Raw genomic sequence first — 21,481 nt, forward strand, 5'->3', positions numbered from 1 at the left:
GCAGCCAAGACGCCCGAGAGCCCGACGGCATCGAGCCCGGCCGATACGTTCTCAACGGTCCATCGCTCGGATAGTACCGGAGGGCGGCAGAAGGACTTATATAGCTGGGGCTCCGGTTTATGGTGCCGAAGTTGATAATTGTCACGGGCGGCGTCATGTCCAGTGTGGGCAAGGGCGTGACGACCGCCAGCATAGGCCGCATACTGCGCGCCAGAGGCCTTAACGTCAACGCGGTCAAGGTGGATCCCTACCTCAACGTGGACGCGGGGACCATGAACCCCTACCAGCACGGCGAGGTCTTCGTAACTTACGACGGCGGCGAGATAGACCTGGACCTCGGCCACTACGAGCGCTTCCTCGACGTGGAGCTCTCTAGGCGCAACAACATAACGTCGGGGCAGATCTACCTCTCCGTAATCGAGAAGGAGCGGAAAGGCGAATACCTAGGCCAGACGGTCCAGCTGATCCCTCACGTCACGGACGAGATCAAGAGGAGGGTTCTGGACGCCGCCGCCGGCTTCGACGTGACTCTGGTCGAGATCGGCGGGACCGTGGGCGACTACGAGCAGCTGCCCTTTCTCGAGGCCGCGAGACAGCTGAGGCTTGAGCTGGGCGAGGAGAACACTCTGTTTATCCACGTGGCGTGGGTCCCTCTGTTGCCCGCCACCGAGGAGTTCAAGACGAAGCCTCTGCAGCACAGCGTGGCCGAGCTGAGGCGCTACGGCATACAGCCCGACGCAGTCGTGGCGCGCTCCCAGAAGCCTCTGGACAGAGCCGTCATGAGGAAGATATCCCTCTTCGCGAACGTCCCCGCCTCGGCGATATTCAACTCGTACGACGTCGACACGGTCTACAGACTGCCTTTGGTGCTGGAGGAGCAAGGCATGGGCGACTTCTTGACGAGGAGGCTCGCCCTAGGCGCGGGCCGACCCGATCTGTCGGACTGGCGCAGCTTCGTCGACGCGTTGGCCAACCCGCGGGTGGAGATAAGGGTGGGCATGTGCGGCAAGTATGTAGAGCTCAGGGACTCGTATATAAGCATCGTCGAGGCCCTTAGGCACGCCGGAGCCGCCCTGAGGGCGCGGCCTAGGCCGGTCTGGATAAATTCGGACGAGGTCGAGAAGAGGCCAGAGGCCCTGTCGGACGTGGATGTGGACGCCATGGTGGTTCTGCCGGGCTTCGGCAAGAGGGGGACCGAGGGGATGATAGAATGCATCAAGCACGCCAGGGTGAACAGGATACCTTTCCTCGGCATATGCTTCGGCATGCAGCTGGCCGTAGTGGAGTTCTCGCGCAACGTGCTCGGCCTCAGAGGCGCCAACTCGACCGAGCTGGACCCAGAGACTCCGCATCCCGTGATACATCTGGCGCCGGAGCAACAGGGGGTGGACAAACTGGGCGGAACCATGATACTGGGCAATAGGGAGATTGAGATAGTGCCGGGCACCGTCGCCCGCAGGCTCTACGGCGCCGGGACCGCGGTGGAGCGCCATAGACATAGGTACGAGGTGAACCTCGACTATCTGCCCAAGTTGCAGGAAGCCGGCCTCGTGGTCTCCGGCTGGCGCACAGACATAAGGAGGGTCGAGATAATCGAGCTGAGGGACCACCCGTTCTTCATAGCCACGCAGTTCCATCCCGAGTTCCGGTCGAGGCCGACCAAGCCGAGGCCCGTCTTTCAGGGCCTGCTAAGCGCCGCGTTGTCAGCCAAGGGCGGCGAGGATGGCGGCGGCGGTGATCAGCGCGTAGGACAGCGCGGTGGCGAGGCTGGGCGTCTGGCCTAGGAAGAGGTAGCCCCAGATGGCCGCCAGCACGGGCTCCAGGGTGGCTACGACCGAGGCCTTGGTGGCCCCCACGACCCTCGTGCCCGACGAGAACAACCTGTAGGGCAGCACCGTGCAGAACACGCCGAGGTACAGCCCGACGAGAAGGGGCCTCCGGAGGTCCCCGACGCCGAATATGGCGGCGTAGGCAAACGCGGCGGGGGCCGTGACGGCCAGAGTATAGGGCATGGCCCCCAGCGACACGTCCACGTCTTCCCCCCTCTTCGAGTAGAATCTGGCCACGGCTATGTAGGAGCCGTAGGATAGGCCCGACGCGAGGCCCGCCAGGACGCCCCAGAGGCTGAGGGCGCCGCCGAGCGCCTCCAGGAGCATCACGGCCACCGCGGCCGTCACGAGGGCAACGGCGGCGTAGTCCCTCGAGCCGGTCCTCTCGCCCAGCGCGGCGGAGATCGCCGTGGTCCAAAGAGGCGCCGTGTACAACAGATAGGCCGCCGGGCCCAAGCCGGCGAGGGCGGCCGCCAGGGGATATACGGCGAACAGGACGCCCAGCAGCAGCCCGGCCACTATAGCCGCCCTATTCGCCGTCCGCGTAAAGGCCAGCCCCGTCAACGCAGCTACGAGCGACCTGAAGAGGGCGAGGACCACGTAGTTACCGCTGTAGACGCTGGCGAGGCCTATCGTGGACCAGAGAGCCGCGGCGAGCAGTATCTTGCCGAAGCCGTTCAGTCTAGGATCCACTTCCGGATGTCCTTGCTGTGGATGTAGGCGTACAGCGACGCGAGCACTATCACCGCCACTGTGACCAGGAGGTATATCGCCGATGCCGCCGTCGGGCTGATGGCGAAATAGACCACGGGCACGGCCATCAGAGGCTCCAGAGCGACCAACATGAGTACGTAGCCGAAATACTGCATGGCGAGGCGCGACTTGGCCTCGCCCTGAGGCGGGTTGCCGGCCTCGTACCTCCTCCTCTTGGCCTCAGTCGGGGCCTGCGGCGCTATGAGGTATATTGCGTAGACTGCGAGCAGGATGAGCCCCAAAATAAGGAAGAAGACCGCCGACAGCGCCAGCCAGTCACTCATGACCGTCGAGGCTCCTCGGTTTTTATAGATTTCCCCAGGGACCTTGGACGGGGCCCGCGGTTCGGCCCGGCGGTGGAGGGAGCTACGGCGGCCGCGCCGCCGGCCCATAATTTAAATGCCGGAGGAGTATACACATCATGGCCGAGGTGGTTCCGATCAAGGTCTTCGGCTCATCGTCTATCGGCGTCTATATAGTCGCCAACAACAGCACGGCGTTTGTCCCTCCCGACGTCCCCGAGAAGATAGACGACGAGGTGAGGAGCGCGTTGGGCGACGTCGTGGTGAGGGCCACCGTGGCCAAGTCGCCGCTTCTCGGCATATTCATGGTCATGAACGACAACGGAGTGTTGGTCCCGGGAATAACCCTAGAGGAGGAGATAGGCGTGTTGAGGGGGCTGGGGCTGAACGTAGGCGTCCTGCACACCAAATACACGGCCATAGCCAACCTCATAGTGGCCAACAACAAGGCCGCGATAGTCTCGCCCATACTGGAGCCCGAGAATAGGAGGATCGTGGCCGACGTGCTGGGCGTGGAGGTCTTCGTGGACTCTCTGACCAGCTCGCCGTTGGTGGGGTCGTTGGCCGTGGCGAACTCCCGCGGGGTCCTGGTGGCGCCCGACGCCACGGACAGCGACTTGAAGAAGCTGGAGAAATATCTGGGCGTCCGCGCCGACGTGGGGACCGTCAATAGGGGACGCTCCTTCCTGAGGGGCGGCATGGTCGCCAACGACAGAGGGGCCTTGGTGGGCTGGGAGACGACCGGCGCCGAGATCATGAGGATAATGTCGACGCTCTTTAAGGGCGAAAAACCTTAATACCGGGCCTCCCAGCACCGCGTGGCCAAGGTGTATCTGGTCGAGGGGAGGGCCAATCTGCAGAGGACGACCATGAAGTTCAAGCTCTACATACCCGCCACGAAGCCGAGAGACGCCGTTGAGAAGGCCTACGAGCTGATCGGGAGCCGCCATAAGGCGAGGCGCTATCAAATATACCTCGACAAGGTCGAGGAGGTTGCCCCCGACAAGGCCCCGGACAGCGTGAAGATGTTCAGTTATATAGATAGGGTTGTTGTCCACTGATGTCGACCAGGACGATAACTAGGGAGGACGTCGCGAGGCTCGTCGACGAGTACCAAGTCGTCTCGGAGCTTATGGCGAGCCTGCAGGCCCAGCTGTCGTTGGTCAACGACTCCATAGAGGAGATCACGGCGGCTCTCAACGGCCTGAAGTCGCTGGCCCAGGACTCGGAGCGCTACGTCCATATAGGCGCCGGCGTGTACCTCAAGGCGTCGGTCGAACGGGCCGAGGTGCTGACGCCTCTAGGCGCCAGCTACTATGCCTTTCTGGACATGCAGAACGCCGAGCGCATACTCAACGAGAGGCTGGAGGAGCTGAACAACGTGAAGTCCAGCCTCGAGTCCAATCTCTCCAAGCTGGGGGAGCGGGCCGTCCAGCTACGGGACGTCCTAGAGCAGCTGGGGATAGTCGGCTGATGTTCGATAGGCTTAGGAGGACCTTCTCCAGATTTGTGGACTCCATCGTATCGACGGTCAAGGAGGACGCCTTGGGCGAGAAGGAGGTCTCGGAGCTGGCCGAGGATCTGTATCTGGATCTGGTCGAGAGCGACGTGGCGGTGGACGTGGCCGACGCCCTGATCTCGGCGCTGAAGGCCAAGCTGGTCGGCGTCAAGGTGCCGAGGTTCGGCGATCGTGAGGCGGCCGTCAGGCGCGCCGTGCGCGACGCGTTGCTCTCGCTGATAGGCGACGTACAGGACGCGGACTTCGAGTCGGCGGTGGCCAGAGCCGCGGAGGAGACAAGCCCCGTCGCGGTTATGTTCCTCGGGCCCAACGGCTACGGCAAGACGACGACACTCGCGAAGATAGCGTATCTCTTCAAGTCGAGGGGGCTCCAGAGCGTGCTGGCCGCCGCGGATACCTTCAGGGCCGGCGCGCGGGAGCAGCTTGAGGAGCACGGGAGGCGGCTGGGACTGAGGGTCATAGGCGGCGAATACGGCTCCGACCCCGCCTCGGTGGCCTACGACGCAGTCCAACACGCCAGATCTAGGGGCATCCCCTTGGTGCTGATAGACACGGCCGGCCGTATGCACACGGACAGAAATCTCATGGACGAGCTCTCCAAGATACAGAGGGTTGTGGAGCCCCGCTTCTCCGTGTTCGTGTTCGACGCGCAGTTGGGCAACGAGGCGCTCGAGATAGCGAAGTACTACAGCAAATACGTGGCGATAGACGGCATGATCGCCACGAAGGTGGACTCGTACCCTAAGGGCGGCTCGATCCTCACCTTCCTTTACACCTTCAAGAGGCCTATCTACTTCCTCGGGGTAGGGCAACGGTACGAGGACCTCGTCAAGTTCAGGAAGGAGGACTACATAGCGCAACTCATAGGCCTTCAGCCGGGCGAAGGCGGCCGGTGATCCAAGCGCCGGGATAGTTTATTTAAGGGCCTGGTCGCGCCGTATCGTGAACCTCTACGAGAGGATTAGGGAGTTCCTGAGGGACGTGCGGTGGATCATCTCCATATCCGAGAAGCCCAGCTCCAAGGAGTTCAACCTAGTCGTCAAGTTCCTGGTGTTCTTGGCCTTCGCCGCCGGCGTGATCCAATTTATATTTTATATAGCTAATGTGTACATGGTCGAATATCTGAGCGGCTCCAGCGCCTCTTCATTCGCGCTGAGCCAGAGCCAGGAGGCTGTCGCCGTCGTGTCGAGCCTGGTCGTCATATTCGCCATATTGATATACATAGTCGTCAAGCTGGGGTGATGGCGTCCCAGCAGTGCCCGGTGTATTCCGTCAGCGTCGTCGGCAGGCAGGAGTACAACGTCACCATGGTGCTTAAGCTACGCAGCGAGTCGGGGAGGCAGCCCGTCTACTCCATCTTGGTGCCCAAGGAGCCCTTCGGCGTGATATTCATGGAGGCGGAATCGCTGGCGGTCGTCTACAGAGTCGTGTCCGGCGTCAAGCACGTCAAGGGCGTGCTGAAGGGCAAAACGAGCCTGGAGGAGATAGTGAAGTACATAGAGCCCAAGAAGCCCGCGATCGATATAGACGTCAACGACGAGGTCGAGATACTGGCCGACGTGCTGAAGGGGAGCAGGGGCCGCGTGGTCTCCGTGGACAGGGAGAAGGGGCTCGTCAGAGTGGAGCTGTTGGATTCCCCGTTCCCCATGCCGCTAGACCTCAAGGCGACCGAGGTAAAGGTGACTAAGAAGGCGGGCAGGTGACGGCAAAAATTAAATAGTGGCCTTAAGATCGGCGTGTGGCCAAGCGTATAATCAACGTGCCGCTGCAGGGCGGGAGGTTTGCCCCCAACCCCCAGTTCCAAGACGCCCTGAAGAGCGCCGGCCTCGACCCAAACGCCGTCTCGCAGCGAATCCAGGAGGCGGTCAAAAGATATTCGGGATTCCCCATCTCTAAGATAGAGCTGGAGGTGGACGAGTCCACGAGGAATTTCGACGTGCTGGTGAGGTTGCCGCCGATGGGTGACCTCCTGCTGAAGGTGCTGGGCAAGGACGCCGGCCCCCACGACGCCGCCAAGGAGACCATAGGCGACCTCTCCATGGAGAAGATAGTGCAGATGGCCGTGGCCAAATATCCGGAGCTCAAGTCCAGAAGCCTCAAGTCCGCGGTGAAGCAGGTGTTGAGCACCTGCAAGGCCATGGGGATAACTGTCGGCGGAAAGCCGGCGGCCGAGGTCATGAGGGAGGTGGACGGAGGGGCCTACGACGACATGATTAAAAAGGCCGAGGAGCAGCTGGCGCCATGAGCGTCTCGGCTTTGGTGAGGCAGGATGCGCTGCTGAACGCCATAAGGGAGGCCCTATCCAGGGGGAGGAGGCACAAGTTCGTTGAGAGCGTGGACATGATGGTCGTGCTGCGGGATGTGGATCTAAACAAGCCCGAGAACCGCGTAAGCCTCAACGTGCCGTTGCCCCACCCGCCCAAGCTGAACAAAATAGCGGCGTTCGCCTCAGGCGCCTTCGAGGTGGCGGCCAAGAACGCCGGCGTGGACGCCATAATAGGGAGAGACCAGATAGAGGCGCTTGCCGGCAAGAAGCGCGAGATAAGGAAGCTGGCGAAGAGGTACGACTACTTCATAGCCACGCCGGACCTCATGCCCTTGATAGGCCGCGTCCTCGGGTCCGTCTTCGGGCCCAGGGGGAAGATGCCTGAGGTTGTGCCGCCCAACGTCGACCCGAAGGCCGTCGTGGATAGGCTCAAGAGAAGCGTAAGGCTCAAGCTGAGGACCGAGCCGGTGGTCAAGCTGAGGGTGGGGTCGGAGGCGCAGAAGCCGGAGGAGATAGCCGCCAACATAATGGCTGTGCTCGAGGAGCTCAACGCCAAGTTCCCGCTCAAGCAGCACGTGGCTCGTATCTACCTGAAGAAGACGATGGGGCCTCCGGTTCTCCTTAAGGAGGAGCTCCTCGTTTCGAGATAAGCTTTAAAAGGCCTCCTGGTAGGTCTCGCGATGGCCGTCCAGCTGGGTAAGCGCGTTTATGTGCGCGAGAGGCCCTACCCTCAGAAGAAGGCCAAGATAACCTCCGAGCTGGAGGACCTCATCAAGCGCTATAACTATATACTGCTCTTCGATCTACACGGGCTGTCGGCCAGAATACTTCACGAGTATCGGTTCAGGCTGAGGGGTGTAGGCACGATCAAGGTGGCTAAGCACAACTTGATGAGGATCGCGTTGAGGAGGGTATACGGCGAACTGCCCCCCGAGGTGGACAGGGAGCTTTTCGGCGAGAGGGCATATATATTCACCAACGAAAATCCCGCGCTGTTTCTCAAGGAGGTTGAGGCCAAGGCCGTCAGGAGGAAGGCCAAGGCTGGGGACGGCGCTCCCTACGACATAGTGGCTCCGGCGGGCCCCACGAATCTGTCGCCTGGCCCTATATTGAGCAAGTTCGGCAAGCTGAAGATACCAACGAGGGTTCAGGAGGGCAAGATCTGGATAGCTAAGGACAGCCCTGTCGTCAAGGCCGGCCAGCAGATAACGGACGAGATCGCGGACATACTCAGGGTGTTGGGCGTGGAGCCCATATACGAGAAGCTGAGGCTCGTGGGGGTGATCTGGCGGGGCAGGAGGTTCGTGCCCATCGACGAGATAGCCGTCGAGCCCAAGAGGTACTTCGAGATGCTACAGCAGGCGGCAGGCGCCGCGCGCAACCTGGCGCTCAACGTCGTGTATCCAACGCCCGAGGTGCTGGCGGTCGTGTTGCCCAACGCCCATGCGCGCGCCTTGGCGTTGGCCGCCCGCCTCGGCGTGATGTCGAAGGAGACTCTGCCCATGTTGCTGGCGCGCGCGTCGTCCGAGGCGACGGCTCTCGCCGCCGCAATAGCGCCTAAGGCGCCCGAGCTGGGCCTCCAGATCCAGCAACGGCAGCAGCAAGTCGAGCAGAGGGTTGAGGGGGAGAAGAAGGAGGAGAAGCCCGCCGAGGAGGGCGAGAAGGGGCCGAGCGAGGAGGATATAGCCAGCGGCTTGGCCTCTCTATTCTGAAGGTGATACGGGTCTTCGCCCCGGGCGTCGTGAAGCTGTTTGGAGAGCACGCTGTGGTCTACGGAAAGCCCGCCATAGCCGTTGCGGTGGATAAGGGCGTTGAGGTATCGTGCGAGAGGGGGGATAGGACCGTCGTGAGGACCGGGAAGGCCTACGTGGATATCGAGTATGAACGCGGCACTGGCGCGACGCATGCCAGAGGGCATGAGGCCTTTCTCTCCTACGTCGCCTCGGCGCTGAGGAGGGCCGAGGAGGCGTTCGGCAGGCTTACGGCGGTCTTCGAGATAAGGGGGGACTTCCCGCCCAGCGTCGGCGCTGCGACCTCGGCCTCCGTGTCGGTGGGGTTGCTTAAGGCGTATTCCGCATGTCTCGGCGTGGACGTCGGCGCGACGGAGCTCGCCAAGCTGGCCCACGGGGTCGAGCTGGAGGTCCAGGGGGCCGCCTCGCCGATGGATACCGCCGTGTCGGCGATAGGCGGCATGTTGAGGATAGAGCCCAATCCGTTTAGCTACCGCCGTATAGACTCGGCGGTTGGGGAGTTCGTGCTGGCGATACTCCCTCGTAGGGGCTTGACCAAGGACATAGTCGCCGACGTGAGGGCCTTGAGGTCCCGCAGGAGGTCCGTGGACGCCGTTATTGAGGCCATAGGCCGCGTTGTCGACGAGGCCGAGGGCTGTCTGGCCTCGAACGATCTGGCGTGCGTGGGCGAGCTCATGGAGATAAACAACTGGCTGCTCGGAGCTCTGGGCGTCGTGGGCCACGAGGTCGTAGCGATGCTTAGATATCTCAAGCCCTACATCTTCGGGGGGAAGATCAGCGGGGCTGGCCGCGGCGGCATAGTGGTCCTGCTGCCCAAGAGGAGGGGGGAGCTGAGGGAGGCCCTGGCGGCGATGGAGGTTCCCTCTGTGGAGGTGGCGGTGGATCGCAACGGCGCTAGGGTGATATGATGGAGGTGGTGGGCCTCGTGGGACTGGTCCTAGTGGCCGGGGGCTGGGCCATAACCATAATCCGCAGATCGCCGCCTCCCCCTCTGGACTTGACCGCTGTTTATTTCGCCGGCAGCATCGCGCTCACCGCCTACGCCGCCTGGGAGAGGGACGCGGTCTTCACGGCGCTTAACGCCGCCTCGGCGCTTCTGTCGCTGGTGAACATATTCAGGGCCCTCCGGCGGGTTAAAGTTTAAAGCGGATCGCATCTAAGGCCGTGGCGAGCTCCGCCAGGAGGCCGGCTGTAGGCGGCCGGTTGTACCACATAATGGTGGAGCCGGGCGCGGTGCCGCGCTACGTCCTGTTGCCTGGAGATCCCGGGAGGGTGCCGAAGATAGCCTCGTACTGGGACGAGGGGAGGGAGGTCGCGCGCAATAGGGAGTTCGTGACCTATGTGGGGAGGTACAGGGGGACGCCCATCGCGGCGACGTCGACCGGCATAGGCTCGGGCTCTACGGCGATAGCTGTCGAGGAGTTGCTGGCGGCCGGCGCGGATACCTTCATCAGGGTGGGCACCACCGGCGCGTTGAGGCGCGACGTGAGGATAGGCGACCTCATCATAGCCCAGGCCGCGGTGAGGTGGGACGGGGCGAGCAGATGGTACGCGCCTCCCGAGTATCCGGCTACGGCCGACTGGAGGGTCTTGGGGTCGCTCATAGAGGCCGCGGAGAGCCTTGGCGTTAGGTACCACGTGGGGATAGTGGCCTCTACCGATTCGTTCTACGTGGGCCAGGAGAGGCCCGGCCACGGCGGCTATCTGCCCCCCTGGGCTAGAGGGCTTGTGGAGACCTTGAGGTCGCTCAACGTGGTCAGCTTCGAGATGGAGACCGCGACCATATTCACCCTCTCCTCCATCTACGGCGCCCGGGCGGGCGGCGTATACGCCGCGATAGCCAATAGGGAGACCGACGAGTTCGTCGCTGAGGCCGGCGTGGAGGACGCCATAAGGGTAGCCAACGAGGCCGTGAGGGCGTTGGCGGAGCGGGACTCCAGATGATAGTCAAGTTTATATATATCAAGGACACGGCGATAGTCGAGGCGCGCGGCCTATCCACCTGCGGCGACGCCTTCTCGCTCAAGATCGAGGGGAAGTATGTCCAGATGTGCGGAAATACCTACGAGCTATCGGAGGAGGTCCCTAGGTTCAGAAGGGGAGTGCTCAAGGCGGCGGACGACGTCTACTTGATAGAGTGCGACGACGGGATGAACTGCCTCGCCGCCAGAAGCCGCTAGCGTTAAATACCAGCGGTAGGACGTCGACGTGGACCTCACAGTGGCCGTATACAACATATCGAGCCTGCCCAGGCTCATGGAGTTCGCCAGAGTGACCTACGGCTTCGGCGTAAAGCGGCTCGCCGCGGTCCGCGTCTTCGGCTCGGCGGCACAGCAGATAGGCGATTTGTTCAAGCTCGCGTTCAAGATAGGCGGCGAGGTACTTGTCTTTAACGACCTCAGGGACCTCAACGAGGCCTTGAGGCCGGATCTGGTCATCGGCCTCACGAGGCGGGGCGAAGGCGTCGAGCCTCTGACGGGTCTGCCGGAAGGGCATGTGGTCATAGTCGTGAGCGGTTCGGATCTGCCGATTACCCAGAGGGAGCTGCCTCCCGGGGCCAGGCTCGCCTACGCCGTGGAGGAGGACGTGGGGTCGCTCGGACAGTTGGCCGTAGCCCTCTACAGACTGAGGAAGAGTTGAAAAGATTATTCGACCTTTATCGGTATCTCCTGCGGCTTCACCCGCCTTGCCGTGATGGTCAGAACCCCGTTTTTGTAGGCGGCCTTGGCCGAAGAGGGCTCTATCTTGAACGGCAGATAGAGCTTCCTGGTGTATTTCCTCTCGCCGCGGGCTCCCTCGGCCCTTATGTAGTCGCCGTCGCGGGAGATGTAGATAGAGATATCGCCCGGCTCCAGGCCAGGCATATCTATCTCCACCACCGCGTCTTCTCCCTGCTCCTTTATGGTGACCCCCTGCTCCACCGTGATCTTCCTCACCGTGCTGCTGGCCGTCTTGACGACCTCTTCAGCGGTTTTCTGGAGCGCTTTGGCCAACTCGTCGAAGGTCTTCCTGATCTCGCCCAAGACATCCTCGCTCACGTAGAAGACGGGCCCCCCGTATAAAAGCCTTTTCGGCGCTCTATCGACATAGAGACGTACAGCCCCGGCGCGTCTGCGGCATCGCGTCGTACGGCACGCCGTGACGGCGGCACCTCAAGCCTCGTCTGATTCCGACGGCCAGATCCATGCGCGCCTCGGCGGTCGCCGCGTCGGACGGTCCTCACGCCGGCGCTATGCCGAGGTCGGGAGCATCGCAGAGCTCAGCCGTCGAGAGCCGCAGAAATAATAAACCCCCTGGAGAAGTGGTTACCATGGGGTTCGTCTACCCTGACGGGATCATCTCCACGGCCGGCCACGTGGATGCGGGGAAAACGAGCGTAGTATACGCGCTCTCGGGCGTATGGGTGGCGCGCCACAGCGAGGAGGTCAAGAAGGCGATGACCATCAAATTGGGCTACACCCAGATAGGCATATACGACTGCCCTGGCTCCGAATACCCGGTTTCGGACGGCCTGCTGGATAAGGGCAAGTGTCCCGACGGGTCGGAGCCCAAGCTGTTGCGCAAGATCTCTATTGTCGACGTGCCCGGGCACGAGGTCCTCATAGCCACCATGGTGTCCGGGGCGGCGGCGGTGGACGCGGCGCTTATGGTGGTTGACGCCACCATGCCGGTCCCCCAGCCCCAGACGGCGGAGCACTTCGCCGTACTGGATATAATAGGCATGAAGAACATGGTCGTAGCCCAGAACAAGATAGACCTAGTGCCTAGGGAGAAGGCGGTTGAGAACTACGGCCAGATAAGGAAGTTCCTGTCGGGGACGTGGGCGCAGAGCTCGCCGGTGGTGCCGGTCTCGGCGCTACATAGAGTAAACATAGACGTGCTCGCCGCCTACGTGGCCAAGATAACTCCGAGGAGGGAGCCCGATCTATCCAAGCCGGCCCGCATGGCGGTGTTGAGGAGCTTCAACGTGAACCCGCCGGGCACCTCACCCGACAAGCTCAGAGGGGGCGTGTTGGGCGGGACTCTGTTGCAGGGCGCCATAAGGCTCGGCGACGAGGTCGAGATAAGGCCTGGTCTGAAGATAGAGAGGCCTGGCGCCAAATCGCCCTACCAGCCGCTTCTGACAAAGGTCGTGGGGATAGAATACGGCGGCGAGAAGGCCGAGGAGGCGAGGCCCGGAGGTCTTCTGGGCCTGATGACCACTCTGGACCCCGCCTTGACTAAGGCCGACGCCCTGGCGGGCTCTGTGGTGGGCAAGCCCGGCACGCTCCCGCCCGTGTGGACCTCCCTGGAGCTTGAGGTCAAGGAGTTGCCCAGGATAGGCGAGAAGGCGGAGCCCATGAAGCCCAACGAGGTGGTGCTGGTCTCCATAGGCGCCGCCACGGTCTTCGGCGTGGTGCAGTCGGTCAAGAAGGACGTGGCGGTCATAGCGTTAAGGAAGGCGGTGTCCGCCGAGCAGGGAGCCAAGGCGGTTGTAACCAGGCAAATAAGAAACAGGTGGATTGTGAGCAACTACGGCGTATTGAGAGGAGGGAACGTCGTGCTGGAGTAGGCCTCCTTACTCTTTCCTGAAGGGCTTGCCGAGAGCCCTCGGCGGCTTCGCCCTCCCTATAACGCCGGCGACCACCAGGAGGGTGGCTATATAGGGTAGCATCCTGGTCACCTCGTATCTGGCTACGCCGAATATCTGGAGCCAGTAGGAGAGCGCGTCGAAGAAGCCGAATACCAACGCGCCCGCTATCGCCAGCAGCGGGTTCCAGTTGGCGAACACCACATCGGCGAGCGCTATGAAGCCCCGGCCGGCGGATATGTCCTTGGTGACAACCGAGAGGTATGCAAGGCTTAGATAGGCCCCGCCGAGGCTGGCGAGCGAGGCCCCCACGGCCGTGGAGAACAGCCTTATCTTGAATACGTCTATCCCTACGCTGTAGGCCGCCTCGGGGTCCTCGCCGCTTGCCCTTATGGCTACGCCCAGCCGCGTCCTGCTCAGTATATACCACATGGCGCCCGCTACGGCGAAGGCCAGGACGGTCATGGCGTTTATGTCCACCAAGGCCCACGAAGGTGTCTGTCTATAGCCGGCGACATGCCACACGGCTTGTATGCCGTAGGCCACTAGGCCGGCCCCGAATAGGTTCATGGCCACGCCGGCCACCAGCTGATCGCCCCTTATGTAGACGGCTATGGCTCCGTGGAGAAGGCCCAGCAGAAGGCCGACCGCCCACGCGGCCGCGACGCCGATCAAACCGGAGCCGGCCACATCGCCGACTAGGACGCCCACGAAGGCGCCTATCAGCATCAAGCCCTCCAGCCCTATGTTTACCACCCCGCTTCTCTCGGTCAAGATTTCGCCCACAGCGGCGAGAAGTATCGGCACGGCGGCATGTATGGTCTGCGTCAGAAGCACTAACGCCGCCTCCATAGCTCCAACATCCTGACCGCTATCACTAGTATCATGATGCCTTGCAACACCTTGACGAATTCGAAGGGCGTCATGGCTAGCGCCTGCATGTGGCGCGCCCCCTCCTCCATGAGGCCTAGAAAAAGCGCGGCGAGCAAGGTCCCCAAGGGGTTCCCCCTGCCGAGCATCGCCGCCGTTATCCCATCTAAGCCGAGCCCGTAGACGTTGGCGAGGTTGGTGGCCAGGCTGTAGGACGGCGGCATGGCCGCGACCTGCAGGACTCCTGCAACTCCCGACGTGACGCCGCCGAGCAGGAAGGAGTAGATGACGACTCTGGACTGGGGTATTCCGGCTATCCTCGCGGCGACTGGGTTCAGCCCGGCCGCGGTCAGCTCGTAGCCTATTACCGACCTCTCCAAAAGCCAGTAGACAAGCAGGGCGGCAGCCACAGCCACGAAAAAGCCAGCGGTCAAGCTGGTGCCCGGCACAAGCGGCGTGAGCCTGGCGGAGGGCGGCATCTTTATCGTCTCAGACGGCTGCATCGGGTTGGAGAAAGTGGTCGAGGCCTCCATTATCACGAGCCAGTACGCTATCCAGTTCATCATTATCGTGCTGACGACCTCGTTGACTCCTCTGTACGCCTTCAGGAGGGCGGGCACCATGGCCCAAGCCACGGCCAGAGATATGCCTATGACGAAGGATAGGGGTAACGCGAGGGCCGAGGCGGCCAGATAGGACGCTATCACAGCCCCGAGGGCCCCCATATAGGTCTGCCCCTCGGCCCCTATGTTGAACAGCCCGGCCTTTAGGCCCAACGCGAAGGTCAAGCCGGTCAAGATTATCGGCGTCGCCGTGGCCAGCGCCGACGTTACGTAGACGACGTCCGTGAAGGGCACGACGAACATCGAGTAGTAGACCAGGAGCGGGTTGTAGCCAGAGATGTAGGCCACCACGGCGCCTACCGCGATCGCCACAGCCAGGGATAGAAGCGAGTCGAGGAAGCCCCTCATAGCCCCGCCATAGCCCTCCCTATCTCCTCCACGGTGGCTTCCCGCGCCGGCTTGTTCAAGACGACCCTCCCGCGGTATATGACGGACACCGTGTCCGCCAGCTTCAACGCCTCGTCTAGATCGCTGCTGACGAGCAGCACGCCGGCGCCCGCGTTCCTCACGTCCACCAGAAGCTTATGCACGTACTCGGTGGTGGCCACGTCCAGGCCGCGCGTCGGCTGATGGGCTATGAGCAGATCCGCCCTCTTGCTCAGCTCCCTACCCACGACGAGCTTCTGTTGGTTCCCGCCCGAGAGGGACCTCGCAGGGGCGTCGGGGCCCGGAGCGACTATGGAGAACTCCTCTATGAGCTTGGCCGCGAAGCGCCTAGCGCCGGCCCAGTCGAACAACCCAGCTCTGGAGAACCTCCTGTGTATCCCCAAGACGGCGTTGTGGACTAGCGGCAGATCGAGCACCAGGGCCCTTCCATGCCTATCGTCGGGGATGTAGGCGACGAGGCCCCCCGCCCTGATGGACCCCCTGGCCGGCCTCCGCAAGCCGACCAAGGCATCGACGAGGGCCTCCTGCCCGTTGCCCTCTACGCCCACCAGCGCGTGCACCTCCCGCCTCCTAACCGACAGATTTACGCCCTGCAACAAGGGCCTCCCTCTATCGTAAACCCAGAGGTCCTCCACGGAGAGAACTACGTCGCTCGGCTCGCCCTCGCGCCCAAGCGTCCAAGACTTGAGCTTGCCCACCATGGCCTCCACCAGCACGTCGGGGCCAACCGACGGCGGGTACTCGCCGACCTTCTCCCCTCTGCGCAGAACGGCTATTCTGTCGGCCACTGGGAGCACCTCCGGGATCTTGTGAGTGATGAATACCACGGCCCTCCCCTCGGCCTTGAGGCGCTTCACTATGTCCAGAAGGCTCTTCACCTCTGGCGGCGAGAGCAGAGACGTGGGCTCGTCGAGTATCAACACCCTGGCGCCGAGGTAGAGAGCCTTGACTATCTCGATCCTCTGCCTAACCCCGAGGGGCAGCTCGCCCACCGGCCTATCCCACTCCACCTCGAACCCCAGGGATCTGGCTATCGCCTCCACCTTACCCCTCAGAAGCTTGCCGAGGCCTCCCAGCGAGGGCCCCTCCAGAAGGGCTATGTTCTCCAGCGGAGTGAGCTCCTCCACCAGCGACAGGTGTTGGTGGACCATGGCTATACCCTCCCTCATGGCGTCCCTAGCGCTCCTGAACCGGACGGGCCTGCCGTCTATCTCAATGGCCCCTCTGGTGGGCTCGTATATGCCCGAGAGGATTTTCATCAAGGTGGTCTTCCCGGCCCCGTTCTCCCCCAGGAGGCCGAGGACCTCGCCAGCCTTAAGCTCGAGGGTCACGCCCCTGAGGGCGTAGGTGCCGTCGGGAAAAACCTTGTGTATTTCCCGGAGAACTATCATCAACCGGAGCCCACCAAGCCCAGCTGCTGTCTGTACTGGAGCAGCTGCTCGCGGGTTGTCGGCAGCGGGACCTGCACCTCGCCCGACACTATCCCCTGCCTCAGCTGATCCACGGCCTGCCAGATCCATTGGGGTATGGACTGGCGCATCTGTTGAACCTCCTGCACTATCTGCTGCGCATCTGACGCCTTCACCGTGCCGGCTTGGATGCCCAACTGAAGGAATTGATTTAAGTCGTCGAGCGTGCTGACGGCGACGCCGCCCTCCTTGAGGCCCAGCGACAAGACGCCGCCGCTGAAATTGCCGCTGGCCGCCATCTGGGCGGCCCTATACACGGCCACGTCCACGCGCTTCATCATGGACGCCAGTATGAAGCCGGGCTTTATGTAGTCCTGATCTGCGTCGACCCCTATGGCGAAGGGCGGCCCCATGGTCCTCCCAGCCGCCTGCCCCGCCTCGGCCACCGCGTCGAAGACCCCGAGGCCCGTGGCCCCAGCGGCCTGGTATATGACGCAGACGCCTTGCGCCAACATCGCCTGGGCCGCCTGCTTGCCCTTAGCCGGGTCGTTGAAGGAGCCCGTGTAGACGTAGTATATGGTGAAGGTGACGTTCTTGCCGAAATGTTCAGCTATATACCTCTGGGCCCACCTGACGCCGTAGGCGTAGCCTATTTCGAACTTCCAGAGGACCGGTATGTCCATGCCGAGCACTATGCCGACCTTGGTGCAGTTGAAGTAGTAGGCGGTCAACGCGGCCAGGGCGCCGACCAGAGCGCTCCCCTCGTTCTCTCTGAACTGTATGGACAAGACGTTGGACATATTGGGCACATAGCCGTCTATTATGGCGAAGTGGACGTTGGGATACTCCTTGGCCGCCTCCTTAACTGCGTCGGTCATCAAGAACCCCACCGCCACGACGAGGGTCGGGTTGCTCTTGGCGGCCAGCCTCAAGTTGGGCAGATAGTCGTCCTGCGTCTTGCTCTGAAGCTCCACCAGCTGGAGCCCGAAGTCCTTAGCTGCTCTGGAGGCGCCTAAATACGCCATGTCGTTGAAGGATAGATCGCCGCGGCCGCCGATATCGTATATCACGTATATCGTGCCCCTTGAGGTGGAGCTCGTGGAGGCGGAACCCGTCGGAGAGACCTGCGCGGAGGTCTGAGGGCTCGCCGCGCCCCTCTGGGCCAGATATATGGCAGATACTGCAATTATCACCACGACTACCGCCACTATTATCCCCAGAACTTTGGCGTTCATGGGCCATATGAAATAGATTTTAAAAAATAGTTCGCATATAGTACCCAGGTATTATGTATTATGAAGGTTGCCCATACGGGCAGACGGCCAACGCCCAAGGCGCTGGACAGACATCCATTTCGAGGTCGCCTGCCTGTCTGCACGCGCCGGCGTCTCCATATGGCCAAGCGCCCTAGACCGAGAGATGGCTTCCGACGCCCCCAGGGGCGGAGAGGACGGCGACGGGTATATAAAACCGACCTGCGGCGGGTAGCGGCGATCGCCGAGATCTCTGCTTCAATAACGACATAAAGTGGCCGGAGCCTGCCGCGGATCGCGGCTAAAGATCGTGTTGGTCGGCGTCGACGCCGAGGATGGGGACGGGCTGAAGTCAAGCGATGCCGATGGAATTAGCGGAAAACTTAAAAAAGCGAAATATATGTAAAGAGAAGAGCCCCGGTAGCTCAGCCTGGTGGAGCGACGGAGGAGCGGTCCGCGGAGGATCGTTTTTTATTATGTTCGCATTCCATCTTTTCTTATATTCCTTCGCCGCTGTGGATATGGTAGTCCCTTGAGCTTGTGTAGTTTTACCTCTCCTCTATTCTCGTGCCCATCCAGCTTTATCCATAAAATACATAAAACGCCGACAGAGAAGCGCCTTAAGCCAGCGGAGAAAAAATTTACATTAGCTTTACACTAGAGCTGGGCTATGCACGAGACACAAAAACAACACAAGCGACTTAAAAGGGCTAGAGCATTCTCACGTACTCCCTCGCCGCCGCGGCGAATGCCAGCAGGCCCTTCGGTCTGTACACCTCTCTAATCTTGTCTTCGTATGTCTCGTATCGCTTAAACTCCAGCTCCAGCCGCACCTCCTTTACGGCTCCGTTTTGGGCGCAATACGCCTTCGGCGGGTTTAGAGAGAGACATGCCTCCGACCCGTCCTTTGCTATGTACACTTCTATCATGTACGGATGGAGGATGCTCATAGGTCTTTGTTTTACCACCTCCACCATCCACGGAAATCTGCGCAGTGTCTTGGCAATCTCGATTAACCTCTCCCTGAGATCCAGCCACTTCCTAACCCACTCTACGCCGAATGCCTCCAGCTCCGGCCACTCCTTCAGAAGCTCCTCCACGGGGTCGGCCCTAACGAGAGCCGGCTGGGGCGGCTCCCTCATCCTCTCCAGCCGCTCATACTCCACATACTGGAGGACACCCAGCCTCTGCGGCAGTTCAAAAACAGAGGCCGCGGTCTTCACTTTCTTAACCGTCTTCATATCCACTCCCTCAAAGCCGATAAGACCTCCTCCAGCGCCTCCCTCTCGATCAGGTAGACGCCCCTTTTGTGCCGCCTCGCGAGCCCCTTCTCCACCAGGCTCATCATGAGCTCGCGCACCGCCATCCCGCACCGCCTATCCACCCCGCACACGTCGCGCGTCCTCACGGACACGACGGCGCCCCTCCCGCCTCCTCCACGCCTCTGGAGGTGCCAAAGCAGAGCCGGCAGGTACCGCCCCGTCTTCCACCCCACGCCCTCCCGGCGGCGCGGACGCCCGGCCATGACCTGGGGAAAGCCCACCTTTAAAAGTTTTTCGCAAAATCGCTATAATTATAAGTGATAATAATGTATTGAGGTAAAGATCGCCGGAAATACGCGGTTTAATACGGCGCATTTCTTGACTAACAAAAAATGTCAGCCCCACGAATCCGCGGGGTTTAAGGCGCCGTTTATCTAGATGTTGCAAAATATGTAAAAGTAGATCCCCACGGGGCCCATCGGGCCGAGAGGGGTGGGGCTCTGGAAAAAAGGGGTTGGTTTAGGGATGGCGGCTAGTACGCCCTGTAGAATACGTGCGGATAGGCGGCGTAGAGCTCGTCCAGCATGCGGCCGTAGTCCCTGGGGGTCGAGAGGTCGGCGCAGTACCGGCCGCACATGCCGCACCACGCGGCTATCCACAGCGCGGCCCTCCTCGCCCCGGGCGGCGGGTACAGCTTGTACTTGAGGGGGAGGCAGATGTCGCCGATGGACCTCGCGCCGGCCAGCGCCCTCTCGATCTCGTCCTTGACGCCCCTGTGGGCGAAGTAGACCTGCACCCCCCTGAACCCGTCGATGTCGTCGCCGCGTATGGGCTTGATCAGCGGCCCCCTCACCGACACCACGGCGGCCTGGGCCCTCAGGAGCTCGCACGCCATGCGGTACCCCGTCGCCGACTTCCCGTCGAACGCTATCCTGCCCCTCAGCAGGTCCTCGCAGAAGCTGTCGGAGAACCACCCGCGGAACCACTCGGCGAAGCTGCTCCCGAGCTCCCGGCGCTTCTGCCTCAGCATCTCCCTGAACCAGCTACCGCCGATGGGGAACCACTGCGTGGAGATCTCCCTGAGGGCGACGTCGGGGTCGGTCCTCAGGAGCCCGAGCAGCCGGGCGGGGCCTATCCTGGCGTACCACGTGACCCTCCACCCGCGCGCCGCGTCCGCACGCGGCCTCTCGCCGGCCCGACCGGACGGCCTAGACGCGGAGAACACCCCCAGCGCGCCCCGGTAAGCAACCCCGCGGACCGTCGACCCTATTCGGGACTTCCCGGCCTTCATGTTTTCCCGGTCATATAGCTTTAAAAATTCCCAGGTTGGGGATTTCGCTGGACTCGGCCTAGCCCCTCCGTGCGCGTAGGATAGGCCCTCCGCATCGATCCCTACGGCGGGCGCGACGCCTCTCCATTATCCTCGGCAACCTATCCCGCCGCGTTTATTTTCAGTTTACCCTACCGCGATCCATCTTAAACATGGGCGTTATATCTTACCGAAGAATAATTCGGGTGGGGCCGGTCACACAGGCCTGGTGAGCGGTGAACGATGGCTTGGCATCTGATCTGGGATGAGGCGCCATTATGGCGCCTACCGGCCCCACCTTCACTATTAGCTTCCTGACCTCTTAAATAAATATGCGGCGTTGAGTGAAGGAGTGAAAAACTAAAGGCGGCTAGATATTATCTATTCTGCGGCGTTCCCTCGCGGTGGAGGGGAGAGGAGGGGGAGGGAAAAAGTGGGGGTTTAGAGTTTCTGCAGGAGGTCGTGGATCTGCTTGGCGGTCTCGAGGTCTTTAGTGAATATCATGACCTTGTATTTGCCGAAGCTGCGCCGCGGGATCGCGACCCTCACGGAGGTTCCGCCGCGGCGCGCCATCAAGGCGTTCGTGACGAACTTGAAGTCCCCGAACCCCGCCTCCGAGAGCCTCCGCCTCAGCTCCTCCTCGGGCACGGCCCTCATCTCGCCCCGCGCCACCATGATATCCACGCGGCAGTCGCCGTAGTAGCCTAGGTCGGGCGGAGGGTAGTTGCGCGAGAACACCTTGACTTTGCCCGTCTTGAAGACCATCGCGATGACCCGCTGACGGAGGTGGTAGTACTTGACGGCCTTGCCTAGCTCCTCCGACGGTACGTCCGGAGGCGGGTCTGCCAGCTTCCTGCAGGTCATTGCAACGTTGACCAGCTCTAGGCCCACGTTTCTATAGGTACGTACAATCGTTATATAGATACACTGAGGATAACATAGATAGAGAGAGTAAATTTGAAGTAAAAATAAACGCGGCGCCCCGTGCTATATACAGTATATATCGGGCCCGGCGCTCCGGGGCCTGGATATATAGGTCGGCGCGGCAAAACTGGTCTTTATTACAGTTCGTCCGCAGGTCAGGTATAATCCGTTAGTCCCCTCCCTGGGCGCCTAGCCGAGTTGGGACGGAAGGTTTTTTAAGCGGGACGCCGTCGAGGCCATGGGGGTCACGGCCTGTAGGCCGGAGGCGGATCCCTCCATACTGATCCACCGCGACCCCCGCGCCTGGGAGGGGCTTCTGGGCCGCTGCGCAGATGCTTTTATGGAGGGGGTGGGGACGTGGTCGAGGACCTCCAGAGCCCTGCGGAGCTTCGGCGCGCCGTCCGCCGCGCGGATTCCGCCGGCCGAGTGACATGCTGGACGTAGGGCTGGCCAT

The 21,481-nt window shown here is 61.8% G+C and carries 28 protein-coding genes; 17 read left to right on the forward strand and 11 right to left on the reverse strand.

Annotated features, from left to right (window positions below; translation table 11 throughout):
• Window positions 1-122 precede the first annotated feature (122 nt).
• A complete protein-coding gene (locus B7L68_RS06160) occupies window positions 123-1,784 on the forward strand; it encodes a CTP synthase (RefSeq protein ID WP_238136358.1) in 1,662 nt (553 codons plus the stop codon).
• Here B7L68_RS06160 and B7L68_RS06165 read toward each other — a convergent pair.
• Both B7L68_RS06165 and ndhC read right to left on the reverse strand, forming a co-directional pair.
• On the reverse strand, window positions 1,704-2,522 hold the full coding sequence (locus tag B7L68_RS06165) for a DMT family transporter (protein WP_238136359.1): 819 nt from the start codon (window positions 2,520-2,522) through the stop codon (window positions 1,704-1,706). The two genes, B7L68_RS06160 and B7L68_RS06165, sit on opposite strands and share 81 nt — an antisense overlap.
• A complete protein-coding gene (gene ndhC, locus B7L68_RS06170; protein ID WP_081246812.1) occupies window positions 2,507-2,866 on the reverse strand; it encodes an NADH-quinone oxidoreductase subunit A in 360 nt (119 codons plus the stop codon). The genes B7L68_RS06165 and ndhC overlap by 16 nt, the downstream gene beginning before the upstream one ends.
• Window positions 2,867-3,003: 137 nt before the next feature.
• Here ndhC and B7L68_RS06175 point away from each other — a divergent pair, with 137 nt between their 5' ends.
• The 14 genes from B7L68_RS06175 (at window position 3,004) to B7L68_RS06240 (ending at window position 11,060) form a co-directional block, all read left to right on the forward strand.
• The gene (locus B7L68_RS06175) at window positions 3,004-3,681 is read left to right on the forward strand and encodes a translation initiation factor IF-6 (protein ID WP_081246813.1); all 678 of its coding nucleotides are present in this window, start codon (window positions 3,004-3,006) and stop codon (window positions 3,679-3,681) included.
• Window positions 3,682-3,702: 21 nt separating this feature from the next.
• A complete protein-coding gene (rpl18a, locus tag B7L68_RS06180) occupies window positions 3,703-3,945 on the forward strand; it encodes a 50S ribosomal protein L18Ae (protein ID WP_081246814.1) in 243 nt (80 codons plus the stop codon).
• Window positions 3,945-4,358, forward strand: coding sequence for a prefoldin subunit alpha (gene pfdA, locus B7L68_RS06185; protein WP_081246815.1), 414 nt, complete (start codon window positions 3,945-3,947; stop codon window positions 4,356-4,358). The genes rpl18a and pfdA overlap by 1 nt, the downstream gene beginning before the upstream one ends.
• Complete coding sequence (ftsY, locus tag B7L68_RS06190; protein ID WP_081246816.1) at window positions 4,358-5,299, forward strand: signal recognition particle-docking protein FtsY; 942 nt, start codon at window positions 4,358-4,360, stop codon at window positions 5,297-5,299. Before pfdA ends, ftsY begins: the two co-directional genes overlap by 1 nt.
• A gap of 46 nt (window positions 5,300-5,345) precedes the next feature.
• Entirely contained in the window at window positions 5,346-5,645 is a 300-nt protein-coding gene (locus B7L68_RS06195) for a Sec translocase subunit gamma (protein ID WP_081246817.1), read from the forward strand.
• Window positions 5,645-6,106, forward strand: a complete 462-nt coding sequence (locus B7L68_RS06200) for a transcription elongation factor Spt5 (RefSeq protein WP_081246837.1) — start codon at window positions 5,645-5,647, stop codon at window positions 6,104-6,106. The genes B7L68_RS06195 and B7L68_RS06200 overlap by 1 nt, the downstream gene beginning before the upstream one ends.
• Before the next feature lie 35 nt (window positions 6,107-6,141).
• The gene (locus B7L68_RS06205; protein WP_081246818.1) at window positions 6,142-6,648 is read left to right on the forward strand and encodes a 50S ribosomal protein L11; all 507 of its coding nucleotides are present in this window, start codon (window positions 6,142-6,144) and stop codon (window positions 6,646-6,648) included.
• Complete coding sequence (locus B7L68_RS06210; protein WP_081246819.1) at window positions 6,645-7,319, forward strand: 50S ribosomal protein L1; 675 nt, start codon at window positions 6,645-6,647, stop codon at window positions 7,317-7,319. The genes B7L68_RS06205 and B7L68_RS06210 overlap by 4 nt, the downstream gene beginning before the upstream one ends.
• 30 nt (window positions 7,320-7,349) lie before the next feature.
• Window positions 7,350-8,381, forward strand: a complete 1,032-nt coding sequence (locus tag B7L68_RS06215; protein WP_081246820.1) for a 50S ribosomal protein L10 — start codon at window positions 7,350-7,352, stop codon at window positions 8,379-8,381.
• Window positions 8,382-8,410: 29 nt separating this feature from the next.
• A complete protein-coding gene (mvk, locus tag B7L68_RS06220) occupies window positions 8,411-9,328 on the forward strand; it encodes a mevalonate kinase (RefSeq protein ID WP_238136360.1) in 918 nt (305 codons plus the stop codon).
• Complete coding sequence (locus tag B7L68_RS06225; protein WP_081246822.1) at window positions 9,325-9,564, forward strand: hypothetical protein; 240 nt, start codon at window positions 9,325-9,327, stop codon at window positions 9,562-9,564. Before mvk ends, B7L68_RS06225 begins: the two co-directional genes overlap by 4 nt.
• Before the next feature lie 71 nt (window positions 9,565-9,635).
• Window positions 9,636-10,364: a uridine phosphorylase gene (udp, locus tag B7L68_RS06230; protein ID WP_081246838.1), complete on the forward strand. Its 729-nt coding sequence runs from the start codon at window positions 9,636-9,638 to the stop codon at window positions 10,362-10,364.
• Window positions 10,361-10,600: a hypothetical protein gene (locus B7L68_RS06235; protein WP_081246823.1), complete on the forward strand. Its 240-nt coding sequence runs from the start codon at window positions 10,361-10,363 to the stop codon at window positions 10,598-10,600. The genes udp and B7L68_RS06235 overlap by 4 nt, the downstream gene beginning before the upstream one ends.
• 28 nt (window positions 10,601-10,628) lie before the next feature.
• A complete protein-coding gene (locus B7L68_RS06240; protein WP_081246824.1) occupies window positions 10,629-11,060 on the forward strand; it encodes a RecB-family nuclease in 432 nt (143 codons plus the stop codon).
• Window positions 11,061-11,065: 5 nt separating this feature from the next.
• Here the strand turns inward: B7L68_RS06240 and B7L68_RS06245 are convergent, their stop codons facing one another.
• Window positions 11,066-11,458, reverse strand: a complete 393-nt coding sequence (locus B7L68_RS06245; protein ID WP_081246825.1) for an Hsp20/alpha crystallin family protein — start codon at window positions 11,456-11,458, stop codon at window positions 11,066-11,068.
• A gap of 272 nt (window positions 11,459-11,730) precedes the next feature.
• On the opposite strand from B7L68_RS06245, the gene B7L68_RS06250 reads away from it, so the two are divergent.
• Window positions 11,731-12,972, forward strand: coding sequence for a translation initiation factor IF-2 subunit gamma (locus B7L68_RS06250; RefSeq protein ID WP_081246826.1), 1,242 nt, complete (start codon window positions 11,731-11,733; stop codon window positions 12,970-12,972).
• A gap of 6 nt (window positions 12,973-12,978) precedes the next feature.
• Here B7L68_RS06250 and B7L68_RS06255 read toward each other — a convergent pair whose 3' ends face one another.
• The 8 genes from B7L68_RS06255 to B7L68_RS06290 form a co-directional block, all read right to left on the reverse strand.
• Window positions 12,979-13,842, reverse strand: coding sequence for an ABC transporter permease (locus tag B7L68_RS06255; protein ID WP_081246827.1), 864 nt, complete (start codon window positions 13,840-13,842; stop codon window positions 12,979-12,981).
• Window positions 13,827-14,831, reverse strand: coding sequence for an ABC transporter permease (locus B7L68_RS06260; protein WP_081246828.1), 1,005 nt, complete (start codon window positions 14,829-14,831; stop codon window positions 13,827-13,829). Before B7L68_RS06260 ends, B7L68_RS06255 begins: the two co-directional genes overlap by 16 nt.
• Window positions 14,828-16,261, reverse strand: coding sequence for an ABC transporter ATP-binding protein (locus B7L68_RS06265; RefSeq protein WP_193432480.1), 1,434 nt, complete (start codon window positions 16,259-16,261; stop codon window positions 14,828-14,830). The genes B7L68_RS06260 and B7L68_RS06265 overlap by 4 nt, the downstream gene beginning before the upstream one ends.
• A complete protein-coding gene (locus tag B7L68_RS06270; RefSeq protein WP_081246830.1) occupies window positions 16,261-17,514 on the reverse strand; it encodes a BMP family protein in 1,254 nt (417 codons plus the stop codon). Before B7L68_RS06270 ends, B7L68_RS06265 begins: the two co-directional genes overlap by 1 nt.
• A gap of 728 nt (window positions 17,515-18,242) precedes the next feature.
• Window positions 18,243-18,773 carry a hypothetical protein gene (locus B7L68_RS06275; RefSeq protein ID WP_081246831.1) on the reverse strand — a complete coding sequence of 177 codons (531 nt, stop codon included), beginning with the start codon at window positions 18,771-18,773 and terminating at the stop codon, window positions 18,243-18,245.
• Window positions 18,770-19,057: a hypothetical protein gene (locus tag B7L68_RS06280; protein ID WP_081246832.1), complete on the reverse strand. Its 288-nt coding sequence runs from the start codon at window positions 19,055-19,057 to the stop codon at window positions 18,770-18,772. Before B7L68_RS06280 ends, B7L68_RS06275 begins: the two co-directional genes overlap by 4 nt.
• 269 nt (window positions 19,058-19,326) lie before the next feature.
• Window positions 19,327-20,085: a hypothetical protein gene (locus tag B7L68_RS06285; RefSeq protein ID WP_081246833.1), complete on the reverse strand. Its 759-nt coding sequence runs from the start codon at window positions 20,083-20,085 to the stop codon at window positions 19,327-19,329.
• A 459-nt stretch (window positions 20,086-20,544) separates the two neighbouring features.
• On the reverse strand, window positions 20,545-20,994 hold the full coding sequence (locus B7L68_RS06290; protein WP_081246834.1) for a hypothetical protein: 450 nt from the start codon (window positions 20,992-20,994) through the stop codon (window positions 20,545-20,547).
• 271 nt (window positions 20,995-21,265) lie between these two features.
• Between B7L68_RS06290 and B7L68_RS06295 the strand changes: the two genes are divergently transcribed.
• Entirely contained in the window at window positions 21,266-21,457 is a 192-nt protein-coding gene (locus tag B7L68_RS06295; RefSeq protein WP_081246835.1) for a hypothetical protein, read from the forward strand.
• Window positions 21,458-21,481 lie beyond the last annotated feature (24 nt).

Source organism: Thermoproteus sp. CP80, from assembly GCF_002077075.2.
In the GTDB taxonomy this organism is placed as follows: Archaea; Thermoproteota; Thermoprotei; order Thermoproteales; family Thermoproteaceae; genus Thermoproteus.